Origin of the sequence: Methyloglobulus sp. (genome assembly GCF_040079455.1) — a bacterium.
Lineage (GTDB): Bacteria > Pseudomonadota > Gammaproteobacteria > Methylococcales > Methylomonadaceae > Methyloglobulus.
This window is the reverse complement of the sequence record NZ_JBEBKJ010000016.1, coordinates 29856-50079: the sequence shown is the minus strand read 5'-3', so window position 1 is coordinate 50079 and position 20224 is coordinate 29856. Positions and strand designations below refer to the sequence as shown.

The 20224-nt window shown below is 46.4% G+C and carries 22 protein-coding genes; 9 read left to right on the top strand and 13 right to left on the bottom strand.

Going from position 1 to position 20224, the window contains the following annotated elements:
- From ABL924_RS05870 to ABL924_RS05845, 6 genes are all read right to left on the bottom strand, one after another.
- Nucleotides 1–269: cytochrome b/b6 domain-containing protein (locus tag ABL924_RS05870; RefSeq protein WP_349026141.1), on the bottom strand; the 269-nt coding region annotated here is incomplete at its 3' end.
- 187 nt (nucleotides 270–456) lie between these two features.
- Nucleotides 457–1224: a DUF3313 domain-containing protein gene (locus ABL924_RS05865; protein ID WP_349026140.1), complete on the bottom strand. Its 768-nt coding sequence runs from the start codon at nucleotides 1222–1224 to the stop codon at nucleotides 457–459.
- A gap of 67 nt (nucleotides 1225–1291) precedes the next feature.
- Nucleotides 1292–2344 carry an NAD(P)-dependent alcohol dehydrogenase gene (locus ABL924_RS05860; RefSeq protein WP_349026139.1) on the bottom strand — a complete coding sequence of 351 codons (1053 nt, stop codon included), beginning with the start codon at nucleotides 2342–2344 and terminating at the stop codon, nucleotides 1292–1294.
- Nucleotides 2345–2483: 139 nt separating this feature from the next.
- Nucleotides 2484–2768, bottom strand: a complete 285-nt coding sequence (locus ABL924_RS05855; RefSeq protein WP_349026138.1) for a hypothetical protein — start codon at nucleotides 2766–2768, stop codon at nucleotides 2484–2486.
- A 225-nt stretch (nucleotides 2769–2993) separates the two neighbouring features.
- On the bottom strand, nucleotides 2994–3785 hold the full coding sequence (locus ABL924_RS05850) for an OmpA family protein (protein WP_349026137.1): 792 nt from the start codon (nucleotides 3783–3785) through the stop codon (nucleotides 2994–2996).
- Nucleotides 3786–3804: 19 nt separating this feature from the next.
- The gene (locus tag ABL924_RS05845; protein WP_349026136.1) at nucleotides 3805–4197 is read right to left on the bottom strand and encodes a DUF4398 domain-containing protein; all 393 of its coding nucleotides are present in this window, start codon (nucleotides 4195–4197) and stop codon (nucleotides 3805–3807) included.
- Nucleotides 4198–4811: 614 nt separating this feature from the next.
- Between ABL924_RS05845 and ABL924_RS05840 the strand changes: the two genes are divergently transcribed.
- From ABL924_RS05840 to ABL924_RS05830, 3 genes are all read left to right on the top strand, one after another.
- Complete coding sequence (locus ABL924_RS05840) at nucleotides 4812–5072, top strand: DUF883 domain-containing protein (protein ID WP_349026135.1); 261 nt, start codon at nucleotides 4812–4814, stop codon at nucleotides 5070–5072.
- A gap of 162 nt (nucleotides 5073–5234) precedes the next feature.
- Nucleotides 5235–5642 (top strand): BON domain-containing protein, encoded by a 408-nt coding sequence (locus ABL924_RS05835; RefSeq protein WP_349026134.1) that lies wholly within the window; start codon nucleotides 5235–5237, stop codon nucleotides 5640–5642.
- A 17-nt stretch (nucleotides 5643–5659) separates the two neighbouring features.
- Nucleotides 5660–6178, top strand: a complete 519-nt coding sequence (locus ABL924_RS05830) for a hypothetical protein (protein WP_349026133.1) — start codon at nucleotides 5660–5662, stop codon at nucleotides 6176–6178.
- Here ABL924_RS05830 and ABL924_RS05825 read toward each other — a convergent pair.
- From ABL924_RS05825 to ABL924_RS05795, 7 genes are all read right to left on the bottom strand, one after another.
- The gene (locus ABL924_RS05825) at nucleotides 6087–7139 is read right to left on the bottom strand and encodes a polymorphic toxin type 44 domain-containing protein (RefSeq protein ID WP_349026132.1); all 1053 of its coding nucleotides are present in this window, start codon (nucleotides 7137–7139) and stop codon (nucleotides 6087–6089) included. The genes ABL924_RS05830 and ABL924_RS05825 overlap by 92 nt on opposite strands.
- 48 nt (nucleotides 7140–7187) lie before the next feature.
- On the bottom strand, nucleotides 7188–7670 hold the full coding sequence (locus ABL924_RS05820; protein ID WP_349026131.1) for a hypothetical protein: 483 nt from the start codon (nucleotides 7668–7670) through the stop codon (nucleotides 7188–7190).
- A 768-nt stretch (nucleotides 7671–8438) separates the two neighbouring features.
- Entirely contained in the window at nucleotides 8439–10403 is a 1965-nt protein-coding gene (gene shc / locus ABL924_RS05815; RefSeq protein ID WP_349026130.1) for a squalene--hopene cyclase, read from the bottom strand.
- Nucleotides 10404–10824: 421 nt separating this feature from the next.
- Complete coding sequence (locus tag ABL924_RS05810; protein WP_349026129.1) at nucleotides 10825–11385, bottom strand: ferritin-like domain-containing protein; 561 nt, start codon at nucleotides 11383–11385, stop codon at nucleotides 10825–10827.
- A 133-nt stretch (nucleotides 11386–11518) separates the two neighbouring features.
- On the bottom strand, nucleotides 11519–12100 hold the full coding sequence (locus ABL924_RS05805) for a hypothetical protein (protein WP_349026128.1): 582 nt from the start codon (nucleotides 12098–12100) through the stop codon (nucleotides 11519–11521).
- Between the two features lie 145 nt (nucleotides 12101–12245).
- Nucleotides 12246–12971 carry a superoxide dismutase gene (locus ABL924_RS05800; RefSeq protein WP_349026127.1) on the bottom strand — a complete coding sequence of 242 codons (726 nt, stop codon included), beginning with the start codon at nucleotides 12969–12971 and terminating at the stop codon, nucleotides 12246–12248.
- Between the two features lie 175 nt (nucleotides 12972–13146).
- A complete protein-coding gene (locus tag ABL924_RS05795; protein WP_349026126.1) occupies nucleotides 13147–13362 on the bottom strand; it encodes a hypothetical protein in 216 nt (71 codons plus the stop codon).
- Between the two features lie 369 nt (nucleotides 13363–13731).
- On the opposite strand from ABL924_RS05795, the gene ABL924_RS05790 reads away from it, so the two are divergent.
- The 6 genes from ABL924_RS05790 to ABL924_RS05765 all read left to right on the top strand — a co-directional run bounded on the left by ABL924_RS05790 (nucleotide 13732) and on the right by ABL924_RS05765 (nucleotide 20222).
- Nucleotides 13732–14439, top strand: a complete 708-nt coding sequence (locus ABL924_RS05790; protein ID WP_349026125.1) for a Crp/Fnr family transcriptional regulator — start codon at nucleotides 13732–13734, stop codon at nucleotides 14437–14439.
- Nucleotides 14440–14709: 270 nt separating this feature from the next.
- Entirely contained in the window at nucleotides 14710–15201 is a 492-nt protein-coding gene (locus ABL924_RS05785) for a septal ring lytic transglycosylase RlpA family protein (RefSeq protein WP_349026124.1), read from the top strand.
- Between the two features lie 75 nt (nucleotides 15202–15276).
- Nucleotides 15277–15630 (top strand): four-helix bundle copper-binding protein, encoded by a 354-nt coding sequence (locus ABL924_RS05780; RefSeq protein ID WP_349026123.1) that lies wholly within the window; start codon nucleotides 15277–15279, stop codon nucleotides 15628–15630.
- Entirely contained in the window at nucleotides 15560–17014 is a 1455-nt protein-coding gene (locus tag ABL924_RS05775; protein ID WP_349026122.1) for a sorbosone dehydrogenase family protein, read from the top strand. The genes ABL924_RS05780 and ABL924_RS05775 overlap by 71 nt, the downstream gene beginning before the upstream one ends.
- A gap of 145 nt (nucleotides 17015–17159) precedes the next feature.
- Nucleotides 17160–19559, top strand: coding sequence for a phosphoketolase family protein (locus ABL924_RS05770; protein ID WP_349026121.1), 2400 nt, complete (start codon nucleotides 17160–17162; stop codon nucleotides 19557–19559).
- A 24-nt stretch (nucleotides 19560–19583) separates the two neighbouring features.
- Nucleotides 19584–20222 (top strand): histidine phosphatase family protein, encoded by a 639-nt coding sequence (locus ABL924_RS05765; protein WP_349026120.1) that lies wholly within the window; start codon nucleotides 19584–19586, stop codon nucleotides 20220–20222.
- The last annotated feature ends 2 nt before the right edge of the window (nucleotides 20223–20224 follow it).

Below are 20224 nucleotides of genomic sequence, written 5' to 3'. Positions count from 1 at the left end.
GCTGATAGCTTCTGCCATTTTGGTGATTCAGATTTAATTTGAGGGAAAGGGCTTGTTAATGCTAATAGCAAGCGCAGCCAGACTAAAACGAAAACAGATGGCCCCAACATGTAGTGCCAGGTTTTTAAAGCCTCACGAAGATCACTGCCTTTGGGGAAAAAACCGCGCAGCTCAATGCAGGTATACACTGCTATGAGCAGCAGCAACATTAACCAGTGGAGTCCAATTGAAAGTGAGCCGTAACGCTCTGTGCTATTGCGCCATTGCATTTGTTTTCTCCAAAAAGTGACGCTTAGTAATGAGGGAATCCCTAATCATCTCCTCTCCCTTTGGGATAGGGTTAGGCAGAGGGGAATACATGCTTGATTCTAAAGTCCTCATTCCAACCTTCTCCCAAAGGGAGAAGGAGTTTTTTGAATTTTTAGAGATTACCATGAAAGTAAATTCAACAACGCATTATGGCGATATATATTGATAGGTTTTTGTTACCCAATTCCTGTCATCATTGGGCATTTTGAAAGATCCTGTATTGTGACAACTAGCCATGCGGACACCATGCCTGTCTCGCCAGAGATTGAATCCTTGACGGACATCGTCCCATCTAGCTAAGGGATCAATATTAGAACCCAAGGTTCCGACCACCTTATCCACGGCTGAGAAGAGACGTTCTCCTGTCAACGAATCAGTTATTTCCATTTCCCCAGCAAGCTCACCTAGAAAAGGCCATTTTCCTGTGCCAATTCCCCATAACGTTGCTGCTTCCCAAACGTATGGGGCAACCACCACGACATCTGCTAATATCACCTTTGCCTTAACCGCTTCTGTAATTACACCTTTTACACGCATCACATCTGGGCCAGGTTTGTTGACAATTTCAAACTTGCCTTTCTTCATGGCATCATAAAGCGTACCCCAACCTAGAGTAGCCAACATTTTTTGATCTTTAGGGTCCAGGGACGCAAGTGGCGAATCTTCGGATTCTCCCCATAAAACCACTGGGTCAATAATGACCTTACTGTATTTATGGCAGTTTGCTTGAGGATTCACATAGATATAAAGAGCTTCATTACCTTTGCCTTCTTTCATTTTCGAGTAATCCCCAAGATAACCGGATTGTTCGACCCGACGATATTGCTTGGCACGGCCACAGCCAGTAATGGATGTTGCAAATAACACGCTGGCTAGAATCAAAACAGTTGTTTTGTGGTGATTTTCAATGTGCATAAAAATTCTCCACAAGATGCGAGCTAACCTGTACTTTCAATGCAGTTGTTTGATTATCGGTATCCATTCACACCACCTCTTTCAAAGTTGCCATATCAATGACAAACCGGTATTTAACATCGCTTTTCACCAGGCGGTCGTAAGCTTCATTGATTTTCTGTATGGGTATAAGCTCGATATCGGATGTGATATTGTGCTGGCCACAAAAATCCAGCATCTCCTGAGTTTCTTTAATGCCGCCAATGAGGGAACCACTGAAATTGCGCCGTCCGAAGATAAGGCTGCCGACGTGAACGGAAAGTGGTTCAGGAGGTACGCCCACTTGTGTAAGCGTGCCGTCGCGTTTCAAGAGAACGAGATAGGCATTGATATCGTGTTGCACGGCCACAGTGTCAAGAATGAAATGGAAGCTATTAAGATGTTTTTTCATCTCGCCTGCATTCTTGGAGTTGACTACTTCGTCCGCACCGAGCCGCAAGGCATCTTTAACTTTATTTGGCGAGGTGGTAAAGACAACGACATGCGCGCCAAAAGCCTTAGCTAGTTTTACCCCCATATGGCCCAGCCCACCTAACCCCACGATGCCCACTTTCTGGCCTTCGGTAACTTTATTGTGCCTTAATGGTGAATAAGTCGTGATTCCTGCGCAAAGGAGCGGGGCAGTTGCAGCGAGGTCTAAGTTGTTTGGGATGTGTAATACAAAAGCTTCATCCACGACTATGCTATTAGAATAACCGCCGTATGTCAGTCCGCCGGTGTGTTTGTCCGGTGAGTTGTAGGTAAAGATTGGGCCTTTTGTGCAAAATTGTTCGAGGTCATCTTTACAGTTTTCGCAACTATGGCAGGAATCCACCAAGCAACCCACGCCGACAATGTCGTTTTCCTTGAATTTCTTGACGTTCGCACCCACTTTCGTGACGCGTCCGATAATTTCGTGGCCAGGTACGCAAGGATAGGTTGTGCCCTGCCATTCGTTGCGGACGGTATGTAAGTCAGAGTGACAGACACCGCAATATAAAATCTGTATTTGCACATCTTCCGCGCCAAGATCACGACGGTCAATTTTGAAAGGCGCGAGGGGCGCTGTTGCGTTTTGTGCTGCGTAAGAAAGGATTTTCATAAAATTAGTACCCATGTTGTCGAAAAAATCTTGAGTAAAAAGGTAATTTAAAGTCGCTACAGCAAGTCCAGACGCAGTCCCTAGGGTATTTCACATAGAGCCTTGGCCGGCATACCAAACAAATTATTCTTGCGTTAGCTTACTTAAACGTTAAAGAGGCGTTAGCTAAACCAGACCTAAGCTCATCCCACAGCTTATCCGCGGCCTCTTTAAGCCCCCACGCATCATCACTGGCACCTTCCAACTTTTTCATCATTTCAGCGGCTGCATGTTGTTTGGCACGTAAATCATCGAGTAGTGGATCATATTTTAGCTTAACCACCCCTGCTGATTTTTCAGCCTTGGTAACCAAGAGATCAATCTGTGCACTCCATTCTTTAAGTTCTGATGCCCGACTTTCTGTATATTCGTTTTTCGTCTTCATTAGCTTCTGTCTTCTGGTAATTGGCATTTTCACGTTGTTTTATAATAATCTCTCTTTTTGATCGTAAGGGATAGTGACCCAATAGACTGCATACAGGTTCTGTCATCCTTGTCTGCGTTAGCGTACTAACAGGGATGACAGATTGAATCCTGCTGGTCGTAACGACAATTGTGAGTCCGATCAGGTTACCAAAGTTCAGTCGTTCGCCGCCGATATTGACTAAGCCTACCTTGGTGTGATGTTGCCGTTGGCATCGGAGAGGATAATCTCCACGCGCCGATTTAATTGACGGCTTTCGGCATTGTTGTTGCTCGCAACGGGAAATTCTTCGCCATAACCGTGGGTAGCGACGCGGTCATTACTGATCCCCATATCGGTCAAAGCCGACCGTACGGAATAGGCACGACGGTCAGATAAGTCCTGATTGTAGCTATTACTGCCGACACTATCCGTGTGGCCTTCAACCGATACCTTGGTTTGTGGATATTTGATAAGAAAATCACCTAGCTTTTGTACGTTACGTACGCCGTCCGGTTTTAGCTGTGATTTGCCGGTACTGAACAAAATGTCGCCTAAAGTAATCACCATGCCACGATCGGTTTTCTGGGCGTTCAAAGCTAACAGTTCTGCCACTTGTGCTTTAGCTGCATCGGCTTCAGCCGTCCGTGCTTCCAAGCGGACTTCGTTGCGTTTGGCGCCCGCGTTGGTGACGGCTAATTCATCCGTTTTCCGTTTGGCGGTTTCTTCCGCTATCCCCACTTTTTGCTTCGCTAAATAGGCTAGATGATCGACAGTTTCAGTGTCTTCGCTATTATTTAGGGCATAGTCCGCCTTGTTCAAAGTGTCGCCAGCATCTTTTAATTCTACCGCCGCCAGATTGGTGACATCAGGATTAGTCCGCGCGCTGTTGTAACTGCTATGCGCTTCTGCTAGTGGTGGGGTTTGTGTTACGGTACTACAACCAGTAATAATCGCTATAGCGATTAAGGCCATGGGAATGTATTGATATTTTTGCATGATGAATTCCTGTTGGGGTTTAGTGGGCGTTACGGTCAATTTCTTGGCGTAGTACGCGATTGCCTTCCTGTAATGCGGTCGCTGCTTTCTGTGCCTTGGCTGAACGCGCTTTAGTTGCGGCTAGTTGGGCATCGACTTGTGCTTGTTCTGCCAGTTGCCGCGCTTTCAGATAATCTTCTGCAGTCATGGCTCGTTCAGCGGCATCCATCTTATCCATTGCCGATTTAAGCAGTAACGGCGCAAATTCGTTGCCCCCTGCACTGGTTGCATTAGTTACTGCAACCTTAGAAACGGCCATTTGTTCTGTCGGTGCAGGAATGCTTGCACAACCGAATATAAGAAATGCAGAAGTTGCGGTCACGCCGAGTTTCTGCATCATCTGTTTTGATTTGGGGCAGTAAAAAAATTTCATAGTCTCTCTCCATTGAATTAAATACAGAACACAGTCGTTGTCTTGAGAAGGTATTGCGATCACAACGATTCGCAATTTTTCTGGAGCATTGGCTTGGCGCGCATTTCGGCACTACTACTTCTAACAAGCCGAGTTACTAGCCATCAGAATTGATTTCCGATACCGAAAATCCTCAGGGGCAATTAAATGCTTTTTCATAGGCGCACACCGTTCGCTAGCGTACATAAGCGCTATTTTAAAGAGTGGAATCGTAGGGCTCTCGACCAAGGGGATAATTTTCAATCCTCAATAGGGATAGTAGACATTCAATATCAGCCATATGTGCGTCACCGCACCGACTCCATGAGAATTTTCCATTAGACTTCTTACCGGTCTGCAATGTTATGTCTTTCGACGGAGAATCGTTAGGGATTTAGCTAGAATTTTATAGGCTGGCTCTTGGAAATACCCGTGGTTGTTTTGATGGATCCATATTTAATTTTTAACCATTGACCCCTAAGTATTAAGCAATCCACGCGCAGTCATTTAAAAAAGACACCAAATAATAGGGTGTTCATCTTCGGTTGAGACTATCAAAAACCAGATGTTAAATCTTACTTTTTAAGGAAACCATTATGGAAACAACAGACAATACTAACAGGGTCGATGAAACCATTGACCGAGTTAAATCAAGCGCTCACGAGGCAGTTGACAAAGCAGCCAATGCAACCAGTCAAGCTGCAGATGCGCTAAGTAGAAAAGGTGAACAATTGAAAAATGCGGAGCAGCAATTTGTTGAAGACTGCCGAGGTTACATCCATGAAAACCCCGTCGCTTCTTTAGGAATAGCAGTCGGTGTTGGCTTTTTATTAAGTCGTCTATTGAGTGGCCGTTAGACTCTAATATCCTTGTTGCCTTTGCGGTAACAAATTTTACCAAACAACAACGGATTACTTCCATCGTGGATAAATGGTTGATGATTCGTGGAATTAGAAAGCTAAAGTGGGCATGAACACCGTTCAATTATCTTGAAAAAACTCACAAATAAGGAGATCAAAATGGTTACAAAATTATGGTTAGTTATGTTCACCTTAACTGCTAGCTTACTACTAATGGCTAAGCCCATTCAAGCCGAACACGATAGCGCCATCTATATGGCAGCAGCATCGGCATTGGAAAACACTCAGCGCAACGTCAGGGATAAAGATGGCACAACCTTAACCCCGGATGAACAAAAAGGGGGTACAAAAGACATCAAGATTACGACCAAGATACGCAAAGCCTTGGTCAAAGATAAGTCACTATCAATCAATGCCCAGAATGCAAAAATCATCACCAGCAATAGGATAGTAACCTTGCGTGGGCCGGTTGAAAATGCAGATGAAAGCATGAAACTGGAAAATATTGCCAAGAAAACTCGTGGTGTAGTTCGTGTAGATAATCAACTTGAAATTAAAGCGCCATAAAGGCACAGGAGAATGTCATGACTAAAGCAGTATTTTGTATCGCAAAAAGTACCGAGCAGGCAGAACTTATCGTCAGCAACTTGAAGACCGCCGGATTTTTAAACAACGATATTTCGGTGTTGTTTCCAGATAAAGAGAGTACCCGGGATTTTGCCTATGAAAAGCACACTAAAGCGCCTGAAGGCGCTGCTATTGGTGGTGCAGTGGGGATAGGCACGGGTGCCGTACTTGGCTGGTTGGCTGGGATTGGCAGTTTAGCTATCCCAGGTGTTGGCCCGTTTGTCGCCGCAGGCCCTATTATGGGTGCATTGAGCGGCGCGGCAGTCGGCGCTGCTGCCGGTAGTTTGAGCGGCGCTTTAATAGGACTCGGCATTCCCGAGTATGAAGCCAAGCGCTATGAAGGAAAAATCATTGGCGGAAGTGCGTTAATTTCTGTCCATACGACTAATAGCGAAACCATTGACCAGGTAAAAGAGATCTTTGAACAGGCCAATGCCGAAGATATTTCATCGACTGAAGAAGCATCAGTCGGCTAACGCTTAACCTTGATGATGCAAGATGCAATTCTGCGTCATCAAGAAATAGGACTGGGCGCAATAACCATGGGGCATTGCTTCTTACAGCCTTAAGGTCTGCAATGGCGTCAAAGCCGTCGCCCGAATTGTAGATGTAAGTGTCGTTGCCGTCTCCGCCTGCTAAGAAATCATTGCCTTTACCGCCTATTAGCGTGTCGGCACTGCTATCAGCGTTGACACCGACTAGCTCACCCCCTTCCAAGGTGTCATTACCTTCGCCACCTTCCAGCCAATCAGTTCCCGTGCCACCATGCAAAATATCGTCGCCTTGGTCTCCGAACATAAAGTCATCGTTGCCACCGCCGTATAAAGTGTCTTTGCCTGTTCCGCCCTGCAATTCGTCAGAACCCTTGCTGCCGACAACAAAATCGTTTCCGCTGCCCCCATTAAGGGTAACGCCATTAAGTAAATTCAATAACCCTAGTGCGCCATCGCTAACCCAAAGCACATCGTCGCCTTCCGTACCAAGGGCATTATTAGAAAGATTGGTGATGTCGACATAACCATTGCTTTCAGCCCATGCGATACCTTCATTAATTTTCGCTTGATCTCCCGGGTTGTCACCAAAGTCAGAGCCCCAAGGAGCATTTGGAAGTTTAAGATCAAGAAATATATCTGCTCCGACTTGTGCATAGCCTGCGAAGCGATCCAATATCTCTATGGGGATGCCCAAGGCCGTGCCAACGACACCATAATTGAAATTACCGAAGTTCTGTGCGGCTTGGCTGTTCTTATAATCAGCGTAGTTTTTATAATCCATGGAGCCAAATGGCATTACCTGGGCAAAAAACCATTCAAATTTTTGCGCCAAGGTCATTCCGGCAGTTTGCGCTAAGGCTTTTGCAATGTTGTCCTCGACCGTGACAGATAACCCGTTAGTTTGGGGTACTGGAGGAAGGCTATATGGGGCTTGCGAACTCATTGTTGCTCCTAATATAAATGTGAAATGGCTACGGTTAATAAATCAAAACTACTTTGCGTCGGGTTGTTCCATTCTGAATTTTTCGCTGTACAAGTACCAATTTTTTTGTAGCAAAATAAAACATGACTCACTCGGCATAATGGGCTTACATTCTTTGAAAGAATTAAAAATTTTAGGAGGCGGATATTCCATATAAACGTAACCACCAGCATCTAAGCTTCTTACTTCTTGGAAACGAACCATCCTTTTTTTGGGTTCATCGTTTATATAAATGATGTGATCGAGGTTAGCTTTACCCAGTAACTTTTTGTATTCGCTATATCTTTCTTCGCCTAATCGTGAATTTTCATAGTGCTCGTTTTCATGGCCGATGTAATACACTTCTATATTTTCGCGCTGCATTTGCTCAAGCTTTTGGAAGGCGGCAAAGTGCTGGTTAAAGTTATGGCGCATACGCCATTCCCACGGGGCATGCCATATCCAGTACAGCAAAAGGGCAACTATGATGAGCAATATAATTTTCCAGTTCATTTTTAACTCCGTAACCCGGTAACGTACACTAACCATAGGGCATTGCGCCGTATCGTTTTTAGGCTACTGCTATCAAATATTAAATTTAATCTCTTGTTCATGCCTCACCTTTGTAATCTTTTTAAACTCATCAAATGCTGCCACCACCTGCAAACGCCCCATAACCGTCGCCTACCGGGACAATCCGGTCATTCGGTTACCTACTGAAACCCCTATGCCATTTTCATTTCATGTTTGGTTTTTTACCTATTATTCACTTTTGCCAGGATATGGCATTCAGTCAGTACTGCCTATGTAAATGGCATCATCCATTTAATTTAGATTCGAGGCAAGATTTCGGGGTGCAGGGTGAAGGGATGTTTTCATGTGAATACCCATTTTGCCTAACCATGCCGTGTCGGAAACATAGGTTAACTGAAAGGTACGCCTGCAATAAATAGTTACGAGACGGTTTTTCGGCAGGCAGATGAGCTTAAATGGTGGGAGTTTTGCACCAAAGTAAAAAGGCGAGCGGGTTTACACTATGTCTATGATAGATTTTGAAGAAGCACGAACCGGTGGCTAAATTCAGATTGGATTATCACTGCCATTGAGTTAGGGGTTTTTCCGTTCGCCCTGAGCTTGTCGAAGGATGAATGGAAAAATCTGAACCTAAGAAGTTAAGCTATTCATTGTTCGACAACAAACTAATGAAAGCAGTCGAAGAACTTGCCATGAACGGCTTAACTCAACGTCAATAATACCGGAAATGTACGATGACTAAGTTTTTCATAATGCGGCTAGCTGCTCGTTACGGTAGCGTCCTAATGCCCAGAGCGGAAAGAACTTATCATAACCATGGTATTTCAGGTAAAAAACTTTGGGAAAACCCGGTGCATTAAAGCTTTTGTCGTTCCAGAATCCGTTGAGTTGTTGGTTTTTCAATAAATAATTCACCCCAGATTCAACTTCTCGGCAGCCTGCTTCGCCAGCCGACAACAAAGCCAGGAGCGCAAGCGAGGTATGAAATGCTGTGCTGGTATGGAATACGCCACGGATATTGTTGCCATGATAGCTGAAATTATCCTCGCCCCAACCACCGTCCGTGCGCTGCTTGGATTTCAGCCACATTACAGCTTTACGAATACTGGGGTCGTCCTTGGATACGCCTGCGGTTTCAAAACCAGCCAGTACAGACCACGTGCCATATATGTAATTAGTCCCCCAGCGACCAAACCAGGAGCCATCTTTTTCTTGTTCGGTACGTAAGTAAGCTATGCAGTTGTCAATAACCGCCTGATATTCCGGATGTTGGTGAACAAGCCTACCCAGTAACATGATGCAACGACCGCTAACATCGGCGGTTGGCGGGTCGAGTAAAGCACCGTGGTCGGCAAATGGAATATGGTTGAGATAATAATGATCGTTATCAGCATCAAATGCGCCATAGCCGCCATTGCGGGATTGCATACCGGCTATCCAAATAGCTGCCCGTCCAATATTTTCGGTGAACTCTCTTTTATCAGCCTGAACTAGTGCAAGGGCAACCACCGCCGTATCGTCTACGTCGGGGTAATAGCTGTTGCCAAACTGGAAAGCCCAGCCGCCACCTGGGAGGTTAGGCCGCTGAATTTGCCAGTCACCTGGCTCATCCCGCAACTGTTTGCTTGCTAGCCAGTGCAAAGCAGATTTAAGTGCCTCTTGGGTTTGTGGATTGCGTTCATAGCGATCTACTTCTTGTAGGACTAATGATGTCAGGCCAGTATCCCAGATAGGGGAAACACAGGGTTGGCAATAGGCCATATCATCCTTGATGACCAGCAAGCGATCAATGGCTGCTCTGGCAACTCGACGCTGTTCATTGTCGGCAGGGATGCCTAGTAAGTCCATGGCTTCATAGGCGTTTACCATAGCCGTAAAAATCGCCCCTAAACCATCGTAGCCGTTCAATCTTTCCATGAACCAATCCCGTGCTTTGGCGGTTGCCTTACGGCGGACAAAGCCGGGAATCAGCGAATCCATCAGTCGCCCCATGCGTTCGACAACAAGAATAGTCTTACCTAGCGGCGTTTTGACGTGGGCGAAATAATTTCTTTCCTGATCCGGTGGAGTAACAAACAGTTCAGCAATACCAATTTTATTAGGATTGCGAGCCTTGACCTTGTAAGTGCAAAGAATGAACATTGGAATCATCACGGTACGTGACCAGTAAGATACTTTGTCCAGATGGAACGGAAACCATTTGGGTAACAACATGATTTCCACTGGCATGTAAGGCACGCCGCGCCAAGGGATCTGTTCGAACATCGCCATCATAATACGGGTGAAGACATTGCCCTTAGCCGCACCGCCTTTGGCTAATATCCATTGACGTGCTATCTCCATGTGTGCTGCATGGATAGCATCACCAGCCATTTTCATGGCGTAATAGGCTTTGATGGTGCAGCTAATGTCACCTGTGCCGCCCTTATAAAGGGGAAAACTGCCGTCTGCACTTTGTTGTGTCCGGAGAAAATTGGCGATCTTGATCTGGAGCCCTTCGTCGATTTCATCCATGAAGTGCATCATCAGGATGTATTCGGAAGGTATGGTGCAATCTGCTTCAAGTTCAAATACCCAATAACCGGCTTCGTTTTGTAGGCTGAGTAATTGCTTGGTGGCTAAGGCAATAGCGCTGTCTAGTGATGGTGGAGAATAGGCGGACTCAGTAAAGCCATTATTCAGGCCAGAAGGCGAGGAAGTCTCTGTTAGCATAGTTTCGTGTTCTCTGATTTTACTTTAGGAATATCTGATGAAATCAACCTATCAATAAGAGAAGGATTGATGGCTAAATTTTTTCTGTCGGTGTAGGAAAATTTGACAAGGAAAGAAATAATCTATAAATCAGTATCTTATATACTATATTCAGGAAATAAGCTACTTTTTGGCAAACTATTTACTTTTGCCTATAACTCTTTAACACTAGTCTAATTGTGGAATTGATTTTTATCTGTACGGTAAGGCACATAAAGTCTTTTGGTGTCAGGAGCTGTGATTTATCCTAAAAAATCAGTTGAGATGTAGGCTCAACGGGATATGGAAGACTCACCTGATTTTTTAGGTTTATCAAAATTTGGTGACCTAGTGGGGTTAACACCACTAGGAAAATGCTCTTTTTCTGGTTTCCGTTTTAAGGCTACATGCCCACTAATAGCGAAGCAAGATCATCGGCATGTTCTTCTTCCATGGCGAGAATCTCTTTGAGCATACGCTGAGTAGTTGGGTCATGCTCAGCCAGGTAAATGACCATTTCACGATAACTTTCGATAGCAATTCGTTCGGCGATCAAGTTTTCTTTAATCATCGATTCGAGCGTATCACCTTCGACATATTCGGCATGGCTGCGTTCGCTTAGTCCGTCAGGCGAGAAGTTAGGCTCTCCACCCAATTCGGTAATGCGCTTTGCAAGGCGGTCAGCATGCCCCATTTCCTCAGTTGCGTGAGCCTGAAACTCTGCTTTGACTGAATCAGAATTGATACCCTTAGCCATAAAGTAATGCCGCTTGTAACGCAAAACGCAGACCAGCTCAGTGGCAAGTGCCTCATTCAATAACCTGATCACTTCCTTGCGGTCAGCCCCATAGCCTGTGGTGACTGCACCTTCCTCGATATTTTTTCGGGCGCGCTTACGCAGAGTCTGTATGTCGGACAGTACCGCAGCGTTGGCTGCGGAAACCTTATTTGTCGCTTGTTTCATTTTCGTCTCCTTTATATTTTATCAATTGCCGAACCATTCAGGCTCTACATGAATGGTTCGGCAAGCTCGCCACGAATTGCTTATCCCCTCAATGTCTAACCTAAGGTGCTAAACCGGTTTCGTTCGATGTCGTTTATTCTCTGTGGAAGCGTGCCTTTGCATCGCTCATACACAAATCCTCAGCTTTACCTTCCAATGCTTCACACTTCTGCTTAGCTACAGCATAGTTGGCATCGCGCATATCCGACTCTGCATCCTTACGCGCATCAGACGATTTCTCAATCGCGACAGTATCAGCTTTCGATGTCTTCATCTGAGCCTCGGCGGCGGCTACTTCTTGGACTTTGGCGGCTTTAGCTTCCTGCTCACAAACATCTTCGGCATTACCCTCTTGGTCATCGCATTTTTGGTTAGCAACTGCATAAGTGGCTTCGGCTTTGGCAGTACGGGCTTTGTACAATGCCTTATTGGTGGGATTGTAATTGTATTTAAGCTCGGCCTTGGCGGTGTTTCTAGTGCCTTTTGCTTCTGCTTCACAGATATCTTCTGCGTTTCCTGAAAGGGAATCGCAGCTTTTCTTAGCCGCCTTGTATTGTGCGTCAATACTTTTATCAAGCGACTTATATTGTTTTTTTGACATAGCATCGGCCAATGCGCCAGTACTCAAGACAAGTCCGATTGCAATTGCGAGTACGCTGGTGTTAAGATTTTTCATGATATTTCCTGTGTTAAAAGATTCAGTTATGTTGTGTCGGTAAGCCGGAAAGCATAGTAACTGTTTGTCCCGTGAGTTTATAAATTACGCCTAAACCCTTATGATCTCTGTCTGCTACCGTACATAGTGGTTTTAACTATGGACATTAGTCTTCGTAAGCCAATAGGCATTCGGCCTCAGATTCCCAAAGTTCCGCTATGGAGTTCTCGTCCGAAAGCTCAAAGCGATGAGATGCCTCCGCCCAATCAACAACTGACCACCAGGCTTTTAAGTAATCGGGACGACGGTTTTCATAGTGCAGGTAGTAAGCATGTTCCCAGACATCATTTAACAATATCGGTAAGTTGCCTTGCATAATCGGGTTGTCGTGACCGAAGGTGGAGGTCACTTCGAGTTTGCCGCCATCTTTCGGCGTCCGCACCAACCACACCCAGCCGGAACCGAATAATTTTGCTCCTTCTTCCTCGAACTTGGTTTTGAACTTAGCTACACTGCCAAAGCTGCGGATAATTGCCTCCCGAAGCAGCCCACTGGGTCCGCTAGCACCATTCGGCTTCATGGCACGCCAAAATAAACTGTGATTGATATGCCCGCCTGCATTATGGTGAACTACGGTTCTGATTTCTTTTGGGAGATTATTCAAATTGGACAGCAGCCAATACGCCGAGCGCCCCCTAAATTCTGGGAACTCCTCTAAAGTTTGGTTAAGTTTTTCAACATAGGCCGCATGGTGGATACCGTAATGCAACATCATGGTACGACCATCGATGTAGGGTTCTAGCGCATCATAGTCGTACATCATAGGGGGCAGTTGATGCACCATCAGGTTAGTTTCGGCTGAGTATAGGTTCTTATTGGTAAGATCATTCATGGTTCGTCCCAAATGAATAAAGTCGAGTAAGCAAGTAATCGTTCAGGGCGAGATTACTAATTCATAATGGCTAAGTGGAGTGCATATTGAAAAGCCCATCCTTGGGCTATTCAATCATTTTTGGGAAAACGTAGTTTTACGAAAGTTCGTAAACTCCAAGTCGCTAATGCACTTATTAGCTCAGAAACTTTTCCCTTTGGAGCTTCTGCCATTCTGCCAAGCGTTTTTCTGCTTCGTCATTGTCAATCGCGTAGATTATCTGCGTCTTACCGCAAAAGTGATTGCGCTTCCCTTCGATCACATCTATTTGATCGTCTACAAACCAAATCCATTGTTCCTTGATATTATTTATTGAGTCTTTCAAGTTAACTTTAATATGATTCCAGATCATGTATATACCTCTCATTCGATGGTTGTATGGCGATTAATGTCGTCATATACGGACATAAGCAAACGATTATTGGTTCTGGTTCGATGCCATTTAGTATCGACAAAATGGCTTGCGATGTTTGTACCGTGGTTTGGAGGATACGGCTATTTTTAGTTAATGTCCGTCTGCTACCGTACATAACGGGATTGACAATGTTTGTCGCGCTGTTTCAGTTAAACAAATGTAAGTGCGTTAACGTACAGACGGCAAAATGCAGATGGGGTAAGGTTGAGTCCGACATCGGAGGTGTTTTCCCTTGCAAGCTTAGATAGGGGATTGCCATCTTCTGGGTAAGCTGTCGAGCTACCTGAATATTATAAGAGATCACCCATGACGACCACTCAAGTTAACCAGATTACAAATCGTCTGTTGGATGCCTTACCCTTTAAGGATCGTGAACAATTGCTAGCGAATTGTGAAGCCATCGAACTCATTTTTGGCGAAGTGCTCTATCGTGCCAATGAACCTGTTTTGCACGTTTACTTCCCGACCGGAGGCTTCATTTCCTTGGTGACATCTGTCGATAGCAGCGCCAATCTCGAAGTGGGGCTAGTCGGTAATGAAGGTATACTTGGAGTTAGCCTTATGTTGGGTGTTAATGTCGCACCATTCTACTCTTTGGTTCAGGGAGCAGGTTCGGCACTGCGAATGACTGCATCATCGTTTCTCTATGAACTCGAAAGAAGCCCTGCATTACAGTTGGAATTGAAGCACTACCTTTATATCACTATGAGGCAACTTGCACAAACAGCTATCTGTACACGCTACCATCTGGTGGAGGCGCGTCTTGCCCGTTGGCTGTTAATGACGCAAGACCGAGCGCACTCCGACCGCTTCCATGTTACCCACGTATTCCTGGCTTATATTTTGGGTGTGCGGCGAGTTGGAATCACCAAAGCGGCAAATTCGCTACTGAAGAAAAAGCTCATCAGCTACAAACGCGGAGACATCACAATTCTTGATCGCGCCGGTTTGGAAGCCGCTTCATGTGAGTGTTATCGGGTTGATAAAGAAATTTACGAGCGTATTTTGGCCTGAAGTAGCGGCTAAAAATACGCAGGAGTGGATGCCGATTTTTGATGCCGCTTACACGAACATGCTACTTTTTCCATAAGCTATATCGGGCACTAAGACGTTAACCCCTATAACCTAACAAATCTCCGCTATTTGTACGCTATCGTACAGACCTACCCGATGGATTAGGCGTAACGTGGTGCTACGGCATGAAATGAGCGCCGGAAATACCCAATGATACTTGGGTTGTGTGTCTGGCGACCTAGGCATCAAAATTCCCCGATAGGAGAGAATATGTTAAATCAAATAGTTAAACACTACGATGCCATAACCCCACGCAAATGGCTTGCCGGTGTCTTACAAGTTACCCTGGTTAGTGCCTTGGTCGTTTCCGGCTGCGGCTCCAAAGATTCGGGCGAGCAAGGCAAGCAACCGCAGCAACAGTCAGGGAGCATGGAAACCAAACCTGCTAAAAAAGAGGTCGGTGAGGCATCTTGGTATGGCCCCGGATTTCAAGGTAAGGAGACCGCCAATGGTGAGACTTACGACCAAAAAGAGATGACGGCCGCCCATCCGACTTTGCCGATGGGGACTAAAGCGAAAGTGACCAATCTTGAGAATGGCAAGAAAGTCGATGTCAGGATTAATGACCGCGGCCCCTATGCCGATGGTCGTGTCATCGACCTTTCCGGCGCGGCAGCTAACAAAATCGATATGAAAGGAGATGGCACGGCTCAAGTCAAAATTGAGACTAAAGCCACTAAGAACAAGGTTTCCACCGACTAATCTAGCAAATCAAATCGGCTGAGATCAGCCCTCTAACTTTTAACAAGCTTTTTCACGTTACTTTAGGAGAGTCCCATGCATCAATCAACCCACAATGAACAGTCCATGCAAGCTTGTATAGAAGCATGTAACCATTGCCATCAAGTCTGCCTGCAAACCGCCATGAACCACTGCCTTGAGGCGGGTGGAAAACATGTTGAAGCAGAACACTTTCGCCTTATGGTGAACTGCGCCGAGATCTGCCAAACATCGGCTAATTTCCAGCTCAGTAGCTCGCCTTTTCACGGTCGTGTTTGTGAAGTCTGCGCTGAAGTTTGCGACGCATGCGCGGTGAATTGCGAGAAAATTGGCGGTATGGATGAATGCGTTATTAAAGCCTGTAAAGCCTGCGCCGAAAGTTGCCGGAAAATGGCGGGCAGCCAGCACTAAGCATTTAATCGTGTCCTATTCAAACTCTATGTCCATGTACCCAAAACATTTGTTGTTAGCGTTGGTTGCGTTAGCGCTAACGGCGTGTGGCGATGTTGCACAGTTGTCGGTATCAGCAGGTAGCGGCGCCAATCCCGAATTGCCGCCGCCCAAAACGACATTGATACCCACTATAAATATTGCACAAGCTGTGGGTTGGCCTATGGATACAAAGCCAACAGCTGCGTTTGGAATGACCGTTAATGCCTTTGCCAACGGACTGGATCACCCGCGCTGGCTTTATGTATTGCCTAACGGTGACGTATTAGTCGCCGAAACCAATGCGCCACCCAAGTCCGAAGACAGCCAAGGCATCAAAGGCTGGATCATGAACTGGACAATGAACAAAGCTGGCGCAGGTTTACCTAGTGCCAACCGCATCACTTTGTTACGCGATGCTGATAGTGACGGCGTAGCGGAATTGCGGACAGTGTTTATCGAAGGATTAAACTCGCCTTTCGGCATGGCATTGATAGGCAATGATTTTTATGTGGCGGATACAGATGCGATAGTAAGGTTTCCCTGCACCGAAGGCGAAACCCAGATTACTGAACCTGGGGTGATGGTAATAGACCTACCAGCCGGACTAATCAATCACCACTGGACTAAGAATCTTATCGCCAGCAGGGACGGGTCACGGCTCTATGTAACAGTGGGATCGAATAGCAATGTTGCTGAGAACGGCATGGATCAAGAAGTTGACCGAGCCGCCATCTGGGAAGTTGATCCTAAGCGCGGAAGTTACCGTATCTACGCGTCCGGCCTGCGCAATCCTAATGGATTAGCCTGGGAACCAGATAGCGGAACACTTTTGACTGTGGTCAATGAGCGTGATGAAATTGGTAGTGATCTGGTTCCCGATTACCTGACATCAGTGCCTTATGGGAGCTTTTTCGGCTGGCCTTATAGTTACTATGGCCAGCACCTGGATGAACGTGTGCAGCCCCAACGACCTGACTTGGTTGCTAAGGCAAGGATGCCGGACTATGCACTTGGACCGCATACCGCGTCATTAGGGCTAGTGTATTCCAAAAGTGCTGCATGGCCAGCCCCATTCAATAACGGAGTTTTCATTGGTCAACACGGTTCATGGAATCGAGAACCACACAGCGGTTACCGAGTAATTTTTGTGCCTTTCAAAGCTGGCAAGCCTTTCGGAAAACCGATCAATGTACTGACTGGCTTTGTTAAAGAAGATGACGAAGCCTACGGGAGACCTGTAGGGGTGGCACTCGATAAGCAAGCGGCGTTGCTGGTCGCCGATGATGTGGGCAATACGATTTGGCGCGTGACGGTGTTATCCACTGGCTCAGGAACGATTAGGGAGTCTCCAGTGAGGCGTTAAGTCGGTGAACAGTATTTGCGACGTATAGATATTAAGTTTGCAACTGACGTGAAACAACAAGTAGACTGCCTAATGAATAGCTAAACACACCTTTGTTAACGATGAACAGTTTGTGACCCCATGAAATCCTCAAGAGAGTTGCCTTATGACCACACCGGATAAATCGATAACTGTAACGCCAGTTTTCACACCACTGAGTTCAGATGAGATAAACAGCATTAACGCCTATTGGCGCGCCTGTACTTATCTGGCGGCCTGTATGATTTATCTCCAAGACAATGCGTTGCTGAGGGAGCCGCTCAAACCGGAACATATCAAGAACAGGCTCTTAGGGCATTGGGGGTCAAGCCCTGGTTTGAGTTTTATCTACATCCACATGAACCGCCTTATTACCAAGTACGATCTGAATGCCATTTTTCTGGCAGGTCCAGGCCACGGTGCGCCTGGCGTTTTGGCCCCGGTTTATCTTGAAGGCACTTATTCGGAAATTTATTCGAATAAAAGCGAAGATAAAGAGGGCTTGCTGCAATTTTTCAAGGAATTTTCTTTCCCTGGCGGTATCGGTAGCCACTGTACTCCAGAAACGCCAGGCTCTGTCCATGAAGGTGGGGAGCTAGGCTATAGCATTTCCCATGCTTACGGCGCGGCATTCGATAATCCCGACTTGCTGGTAACGGTAGTGGTAGGTGATGGCGAGGCCGAGACTGGGCCTTTGGCAACGTCATGGCATTCCAACAAATTCCTTAACCCGATACGCGATGGTGCCGTGCTGCCGATCTTGCATCTGAACGGTTACAAGATTAGTAATCCGACCCTATTATCGCGCATTTCCCACGAAGAACTTGAAAAGCTATTTCAAGGCTACGGTTATACACCTTATTTTGTTGAAGGCAGCGATCCTGAGACGATGCACCAACTCATGGCAAGTGTGCTTGAAACCTGCGTGCTGGAAATCCGGCGAATCCAGGAAGAAGCACGCCGAACCGGCATCCCAACCCGACCTCGTTGGCCGATGATTGTATTCCGAAGCCCAAAAGGCTGGACAGGCCCCAAAGAGGTCGATGGTCACAAAGTAGAAGGCTTTTGGCGTTCACATCAAGTGCCGCTTGCTGGCATGAAAGAAAATCCAGCTCACTTAAAGATGCTTGAAGACTGGCTACGCAGTTATAAACCGGAAGAATTATTCGATACAACGGGTCGATTAATTCCTGAACTTAAGGCACTTGCACCTAAAGGCACAAGGCGTATGAGCGCAAATCCCCATGCTAACGGCGGCCTGCTCCGAAAAGCGTTGCGGATGCCGGATTTTCAAGATTATGCCTTGGCATTGGAGGGCCCTGGCAAAGTCACGGCGGAAAACACGCGTCCGCTGGGTAAGTTCTTGCGCGACATTATGCGCGACAATATGAACAATTTCCGCGTGTTCGGGCCTGATGAAAACGCCTCCAATAAGCTGGATGATATTTACAAAGTCAGCAAGAAAACTTGGCTGGCGGATTATCTACCCGAGGATGCTGATGGCGGCGAACTGTCGCCGGATGGTCGCGTGATGGAAATGCTGTCCGAACATACACTGGAAGGTTGGCTGGAAGGCTATTTGCTAACAGGCCGCCACGGCTTCTTTTCAACTTATGAAGCCTTTGTGCATATCATTGATTCTATGTTTAACCAGCATGCCAAATGGCTTGCCATGTCCAAGAAAGTGCCTTGGCGTGCTCCGGTTTCATCGCTCAACCTACTGATTACCTCGACCGTTTGGCGGCAGGATCACAATGGCTTTACCCATCAGGATCCGGGCTTTCTTGATGTCGTTGTCAACAAAAGCCCGTCAGTGACCCGTATCTATCTGCCGCCGGACGTGAATTGCCTGCTGTCCGTTGCTAACCATTGCCTAAACAGCACCGACTATATCAATGTGATTGTCTGCGACAAGCAGAAGCACCTGCAATACCTGAGTATGGACGCAGCAATTAAACACTGCACCAAGGGTATCGGCATTTGGGAATGGGCAAGCAATGATAATGGCCATGAACCAGATTTAGTCATGGCGAGTGCGGGCGATATTCCGACCAAAGAAGCTTTGGCAGCCATTGTTTTGTTGCGGGAACACTTTCCGCAACTCAAGATTCGATTTATCAATGTGGTGGATTTATACAAATTAGTACCCAGCACTGAGCATCCCCACGGCCTTTCGGATCGTGATTTCGACAGCCTGTTTACGTTAGATAAGCCCATTATTTTCAACTTTCATGGTTATCCTTGGCTGATCCACCGGATGGCTTATCGCCGTAATAATCACGATAATCTGCATGTGCGCGGTTACAAGGAAAAAGGCAGTATCAACACGCCGCTGGAACTAGCTATCCAGAACGAAACCGACCGCTTTAGTTTGGCGATTGATGCGATCAACCGCATTCCGTCATTACTGGTGTCCGGCGCACATGTAAAACAGAAGTTACGCGACCTGCAAATCGAGTGTCGCAACTATGCCTATGAGCATGGCATTGACAGGCCGGAAGAAGATAAGTGGCACTGGCCTTACTAAGATAATGTCGCGGGATTAATTATTATGAGCCTAAAAATTTATTTTCTCCGTCATGGTGAGACGGAATACAGTAAACAGGGCGCTTTTTGTGGTGCAATTGATCCAGAATTGACAGCCGAAGGTAGCCAGATGGCAGAGGCTTTTGCCGGCTCGTATCGCTCCATAGCTTGGGAAGATGTCTATGTCAGCCCGATGAAAAGGGCAATCGCAACAGCACAGCCTTTGTGCGATGTCTTGGGTCTAACTATGCAGATCAGGGATGGACTAAGAGAAATTGCTTACGGCGACTGGGAAGACCGAGAACAGGAAGAGGTTAAACTTCATTACGAACAAGATTATATCCGCTGGCTGACTGAACCGGCGTGGAATCCACCGACCAATGGTGAAACCGCCGTTCAAGTTGCTAGCCGCGCACTTCCAATCGTTGCCGAAATCGAATCCAGCCATAAGGATGGCAACGTTTTGGTGGTGTCCCATAAGGCTACGATTAGAATAATCCTGTGTAGCCTGATGGGCATCGATCTAGGGCGTTACCGGGATCGCATTGACGCACCAGCTGCCTCAGTAAGTATTATTAAGTTCGATGTCCATGGGCCAATGTTGGAAGTCTTGGGCGATCGCAATTATATGCTGCGTGAGTTACGCGAACGTGCTGGGACGTAATC

What these genes read in the sequence shown, in the direction of transcription:
- ABL924_RS05825 (WP_349026132.1), bottom strand. Translation starts at nt 7,139, where the DNA reads ATGAGTTCGCAAGCCCCATATAGCCTTCCTCCAGTACCCCAAACTAAC.
- ABL924_RS05795 (WP_349026126.1), bottom strand. Translation starts at nt 13,362, where the DNA reads ATGATCTGGAATCATATTAAAGTTAACTTGAAAGACTCAATAAATAAT.
- ABL924_RS05810 (WP_349026129.1), bottom strand. Translation starts at nt 11,385, where the DNA reads ATGAAACAAGCGACAAATAAGGTTTCCGCAGCCAACGCTGCGGTACTG.
- ABL924_RS05840 (WP_349026135.1), top strand. Translation starts at nt 4,812, where the DNA reads ATGGAAACAACAGACAATACTAACAGGGTCGATGAAACCATTGACCGA.
- ABL924_RS05770 (WP_349026121.1), top strand. Translation starts at nt 17,160, where the DNA reads ATGACCACACCGGATAAATCGATAACTGTAACGCCAGTTTTCACACCA.
- ABL924_RS05820 (WP_349026131.1), bottom strand. Translation starts at nt 7,670, where the DNA reads ATGAACTGGAAAATTATATTGCTCATCATAGTTGCCCTTTTGCTGTAC.
- ABL924_RS05780 (WP_349026123.1), top strand. Translation starts at nt 15,277, where the DNA reads ATGCATCAATCAACCCACAATGAACAGTCCATGCAAGCTTGTATAGAA.
- ABL924_RS05830 (WP_349026133.1), top strand. Translation starts at nt 5,660, where the DNA reads ATGACTAAAGCAGTATTTTGTATCGCAAAAAGTACCGAGCAGGCAGAA.
- shc (WP_349026130.1), bottom strand. Translation starts at nt 10,403, where the DNA reads ATGCTAACAGAGACTTCCTCGCCTTCTGGCCTGAATAATGGCTTTACT.
- ABL924_RS05865 (WP_349026140.1), bottom strand. Translation starts at nt 1,224, where the DNA reads ATGCACATTGAAAATCACCACAAAACAACTGTTTTGATTCTAGCCAGC.
- ABL924_RS05860 (WP_349026139.1), bottom strand. Translation starts at nt 2,344, where the DNA reads ATGAAAATCCTTTCTTACGCAGCACAAAACGCAACAGCGCCCCTCGCG.
- ABL924_RS05790 (WP_349026125.1), top strand. Translation starts at nt 13,732, where the DNA reads ATGACGACCACTCAAGTTAACCAGATTACAAATCGTCTGTTGGATGCC.
- ABL924_RS05835 (WP_349026134.1), top strand. Translation starts at nt 5,235, where the DNA reads ATGGTTACAAAATTATGGTTAGTTATGTTCACCTTAACTGCTAGCTTA.
- ABL924_RS05800 (WP_349026127.1), bottom strand. Translation starts at nt 12,971, where the DNA reads ATGAATGATCTTACCAATAAGAACCTATACTCAGCCGAAACTAACCTG.
- ABL924_RS05775 (WP_349026122.1), top strand. Translation starts at nt 15,560, where the DNA reads ATGAATGCGTTATTAAAGCCTGTAAAGCCTGCGCCGAAAGTTGCCGGA.
- ABL924_RS05850 (WP_349026137.1), bottom strand. Translation starts at nt 3,785, where the DNA reads ATGCAAAAATATCAATACATTCCCATGGCCTTAATCGCTATAGCGATT.
- ABL924_RS05765 (WP_349026120.1), top strand. Translation starts at nt 19,584, where the DNA reads ATGAGCCTAAAAATTTATTTTCTCCGTCATGGTGAGACGGAATACAGT.
- ABL924_RS05855 (WP_349026138.1), bottom strand. Translation starts at nt 2,768, where the DNA reads ATGAAGACGAAAAACGAATATACAGAAAGTCGGGCATCAGAACTTAAA.
- ABL924_RS05805 (WP_349026128.1), bottom strand. Translation starts at nt 12,100, where the DNA reads ATGAAAAATCTTAACACCAGCGTACTCGCAATTGCAATCGGACTTGTC.
- ABL924_RS05845 (WP_349026136.1), bottom strand. Translation starts at nt 4,197, where the DNA reads ATGAAATTTTTTTACTGCCCCAAATCAAAACAGATGATGCAGAAACTC.
- ABL924_RS05785 (WP_349026124.1), top strand. Translation starts at nt 14,710, where the DNA reads ATGTTAAATCAAATAGTTAAACACTACGATGCCATAACCCCACGCAAA.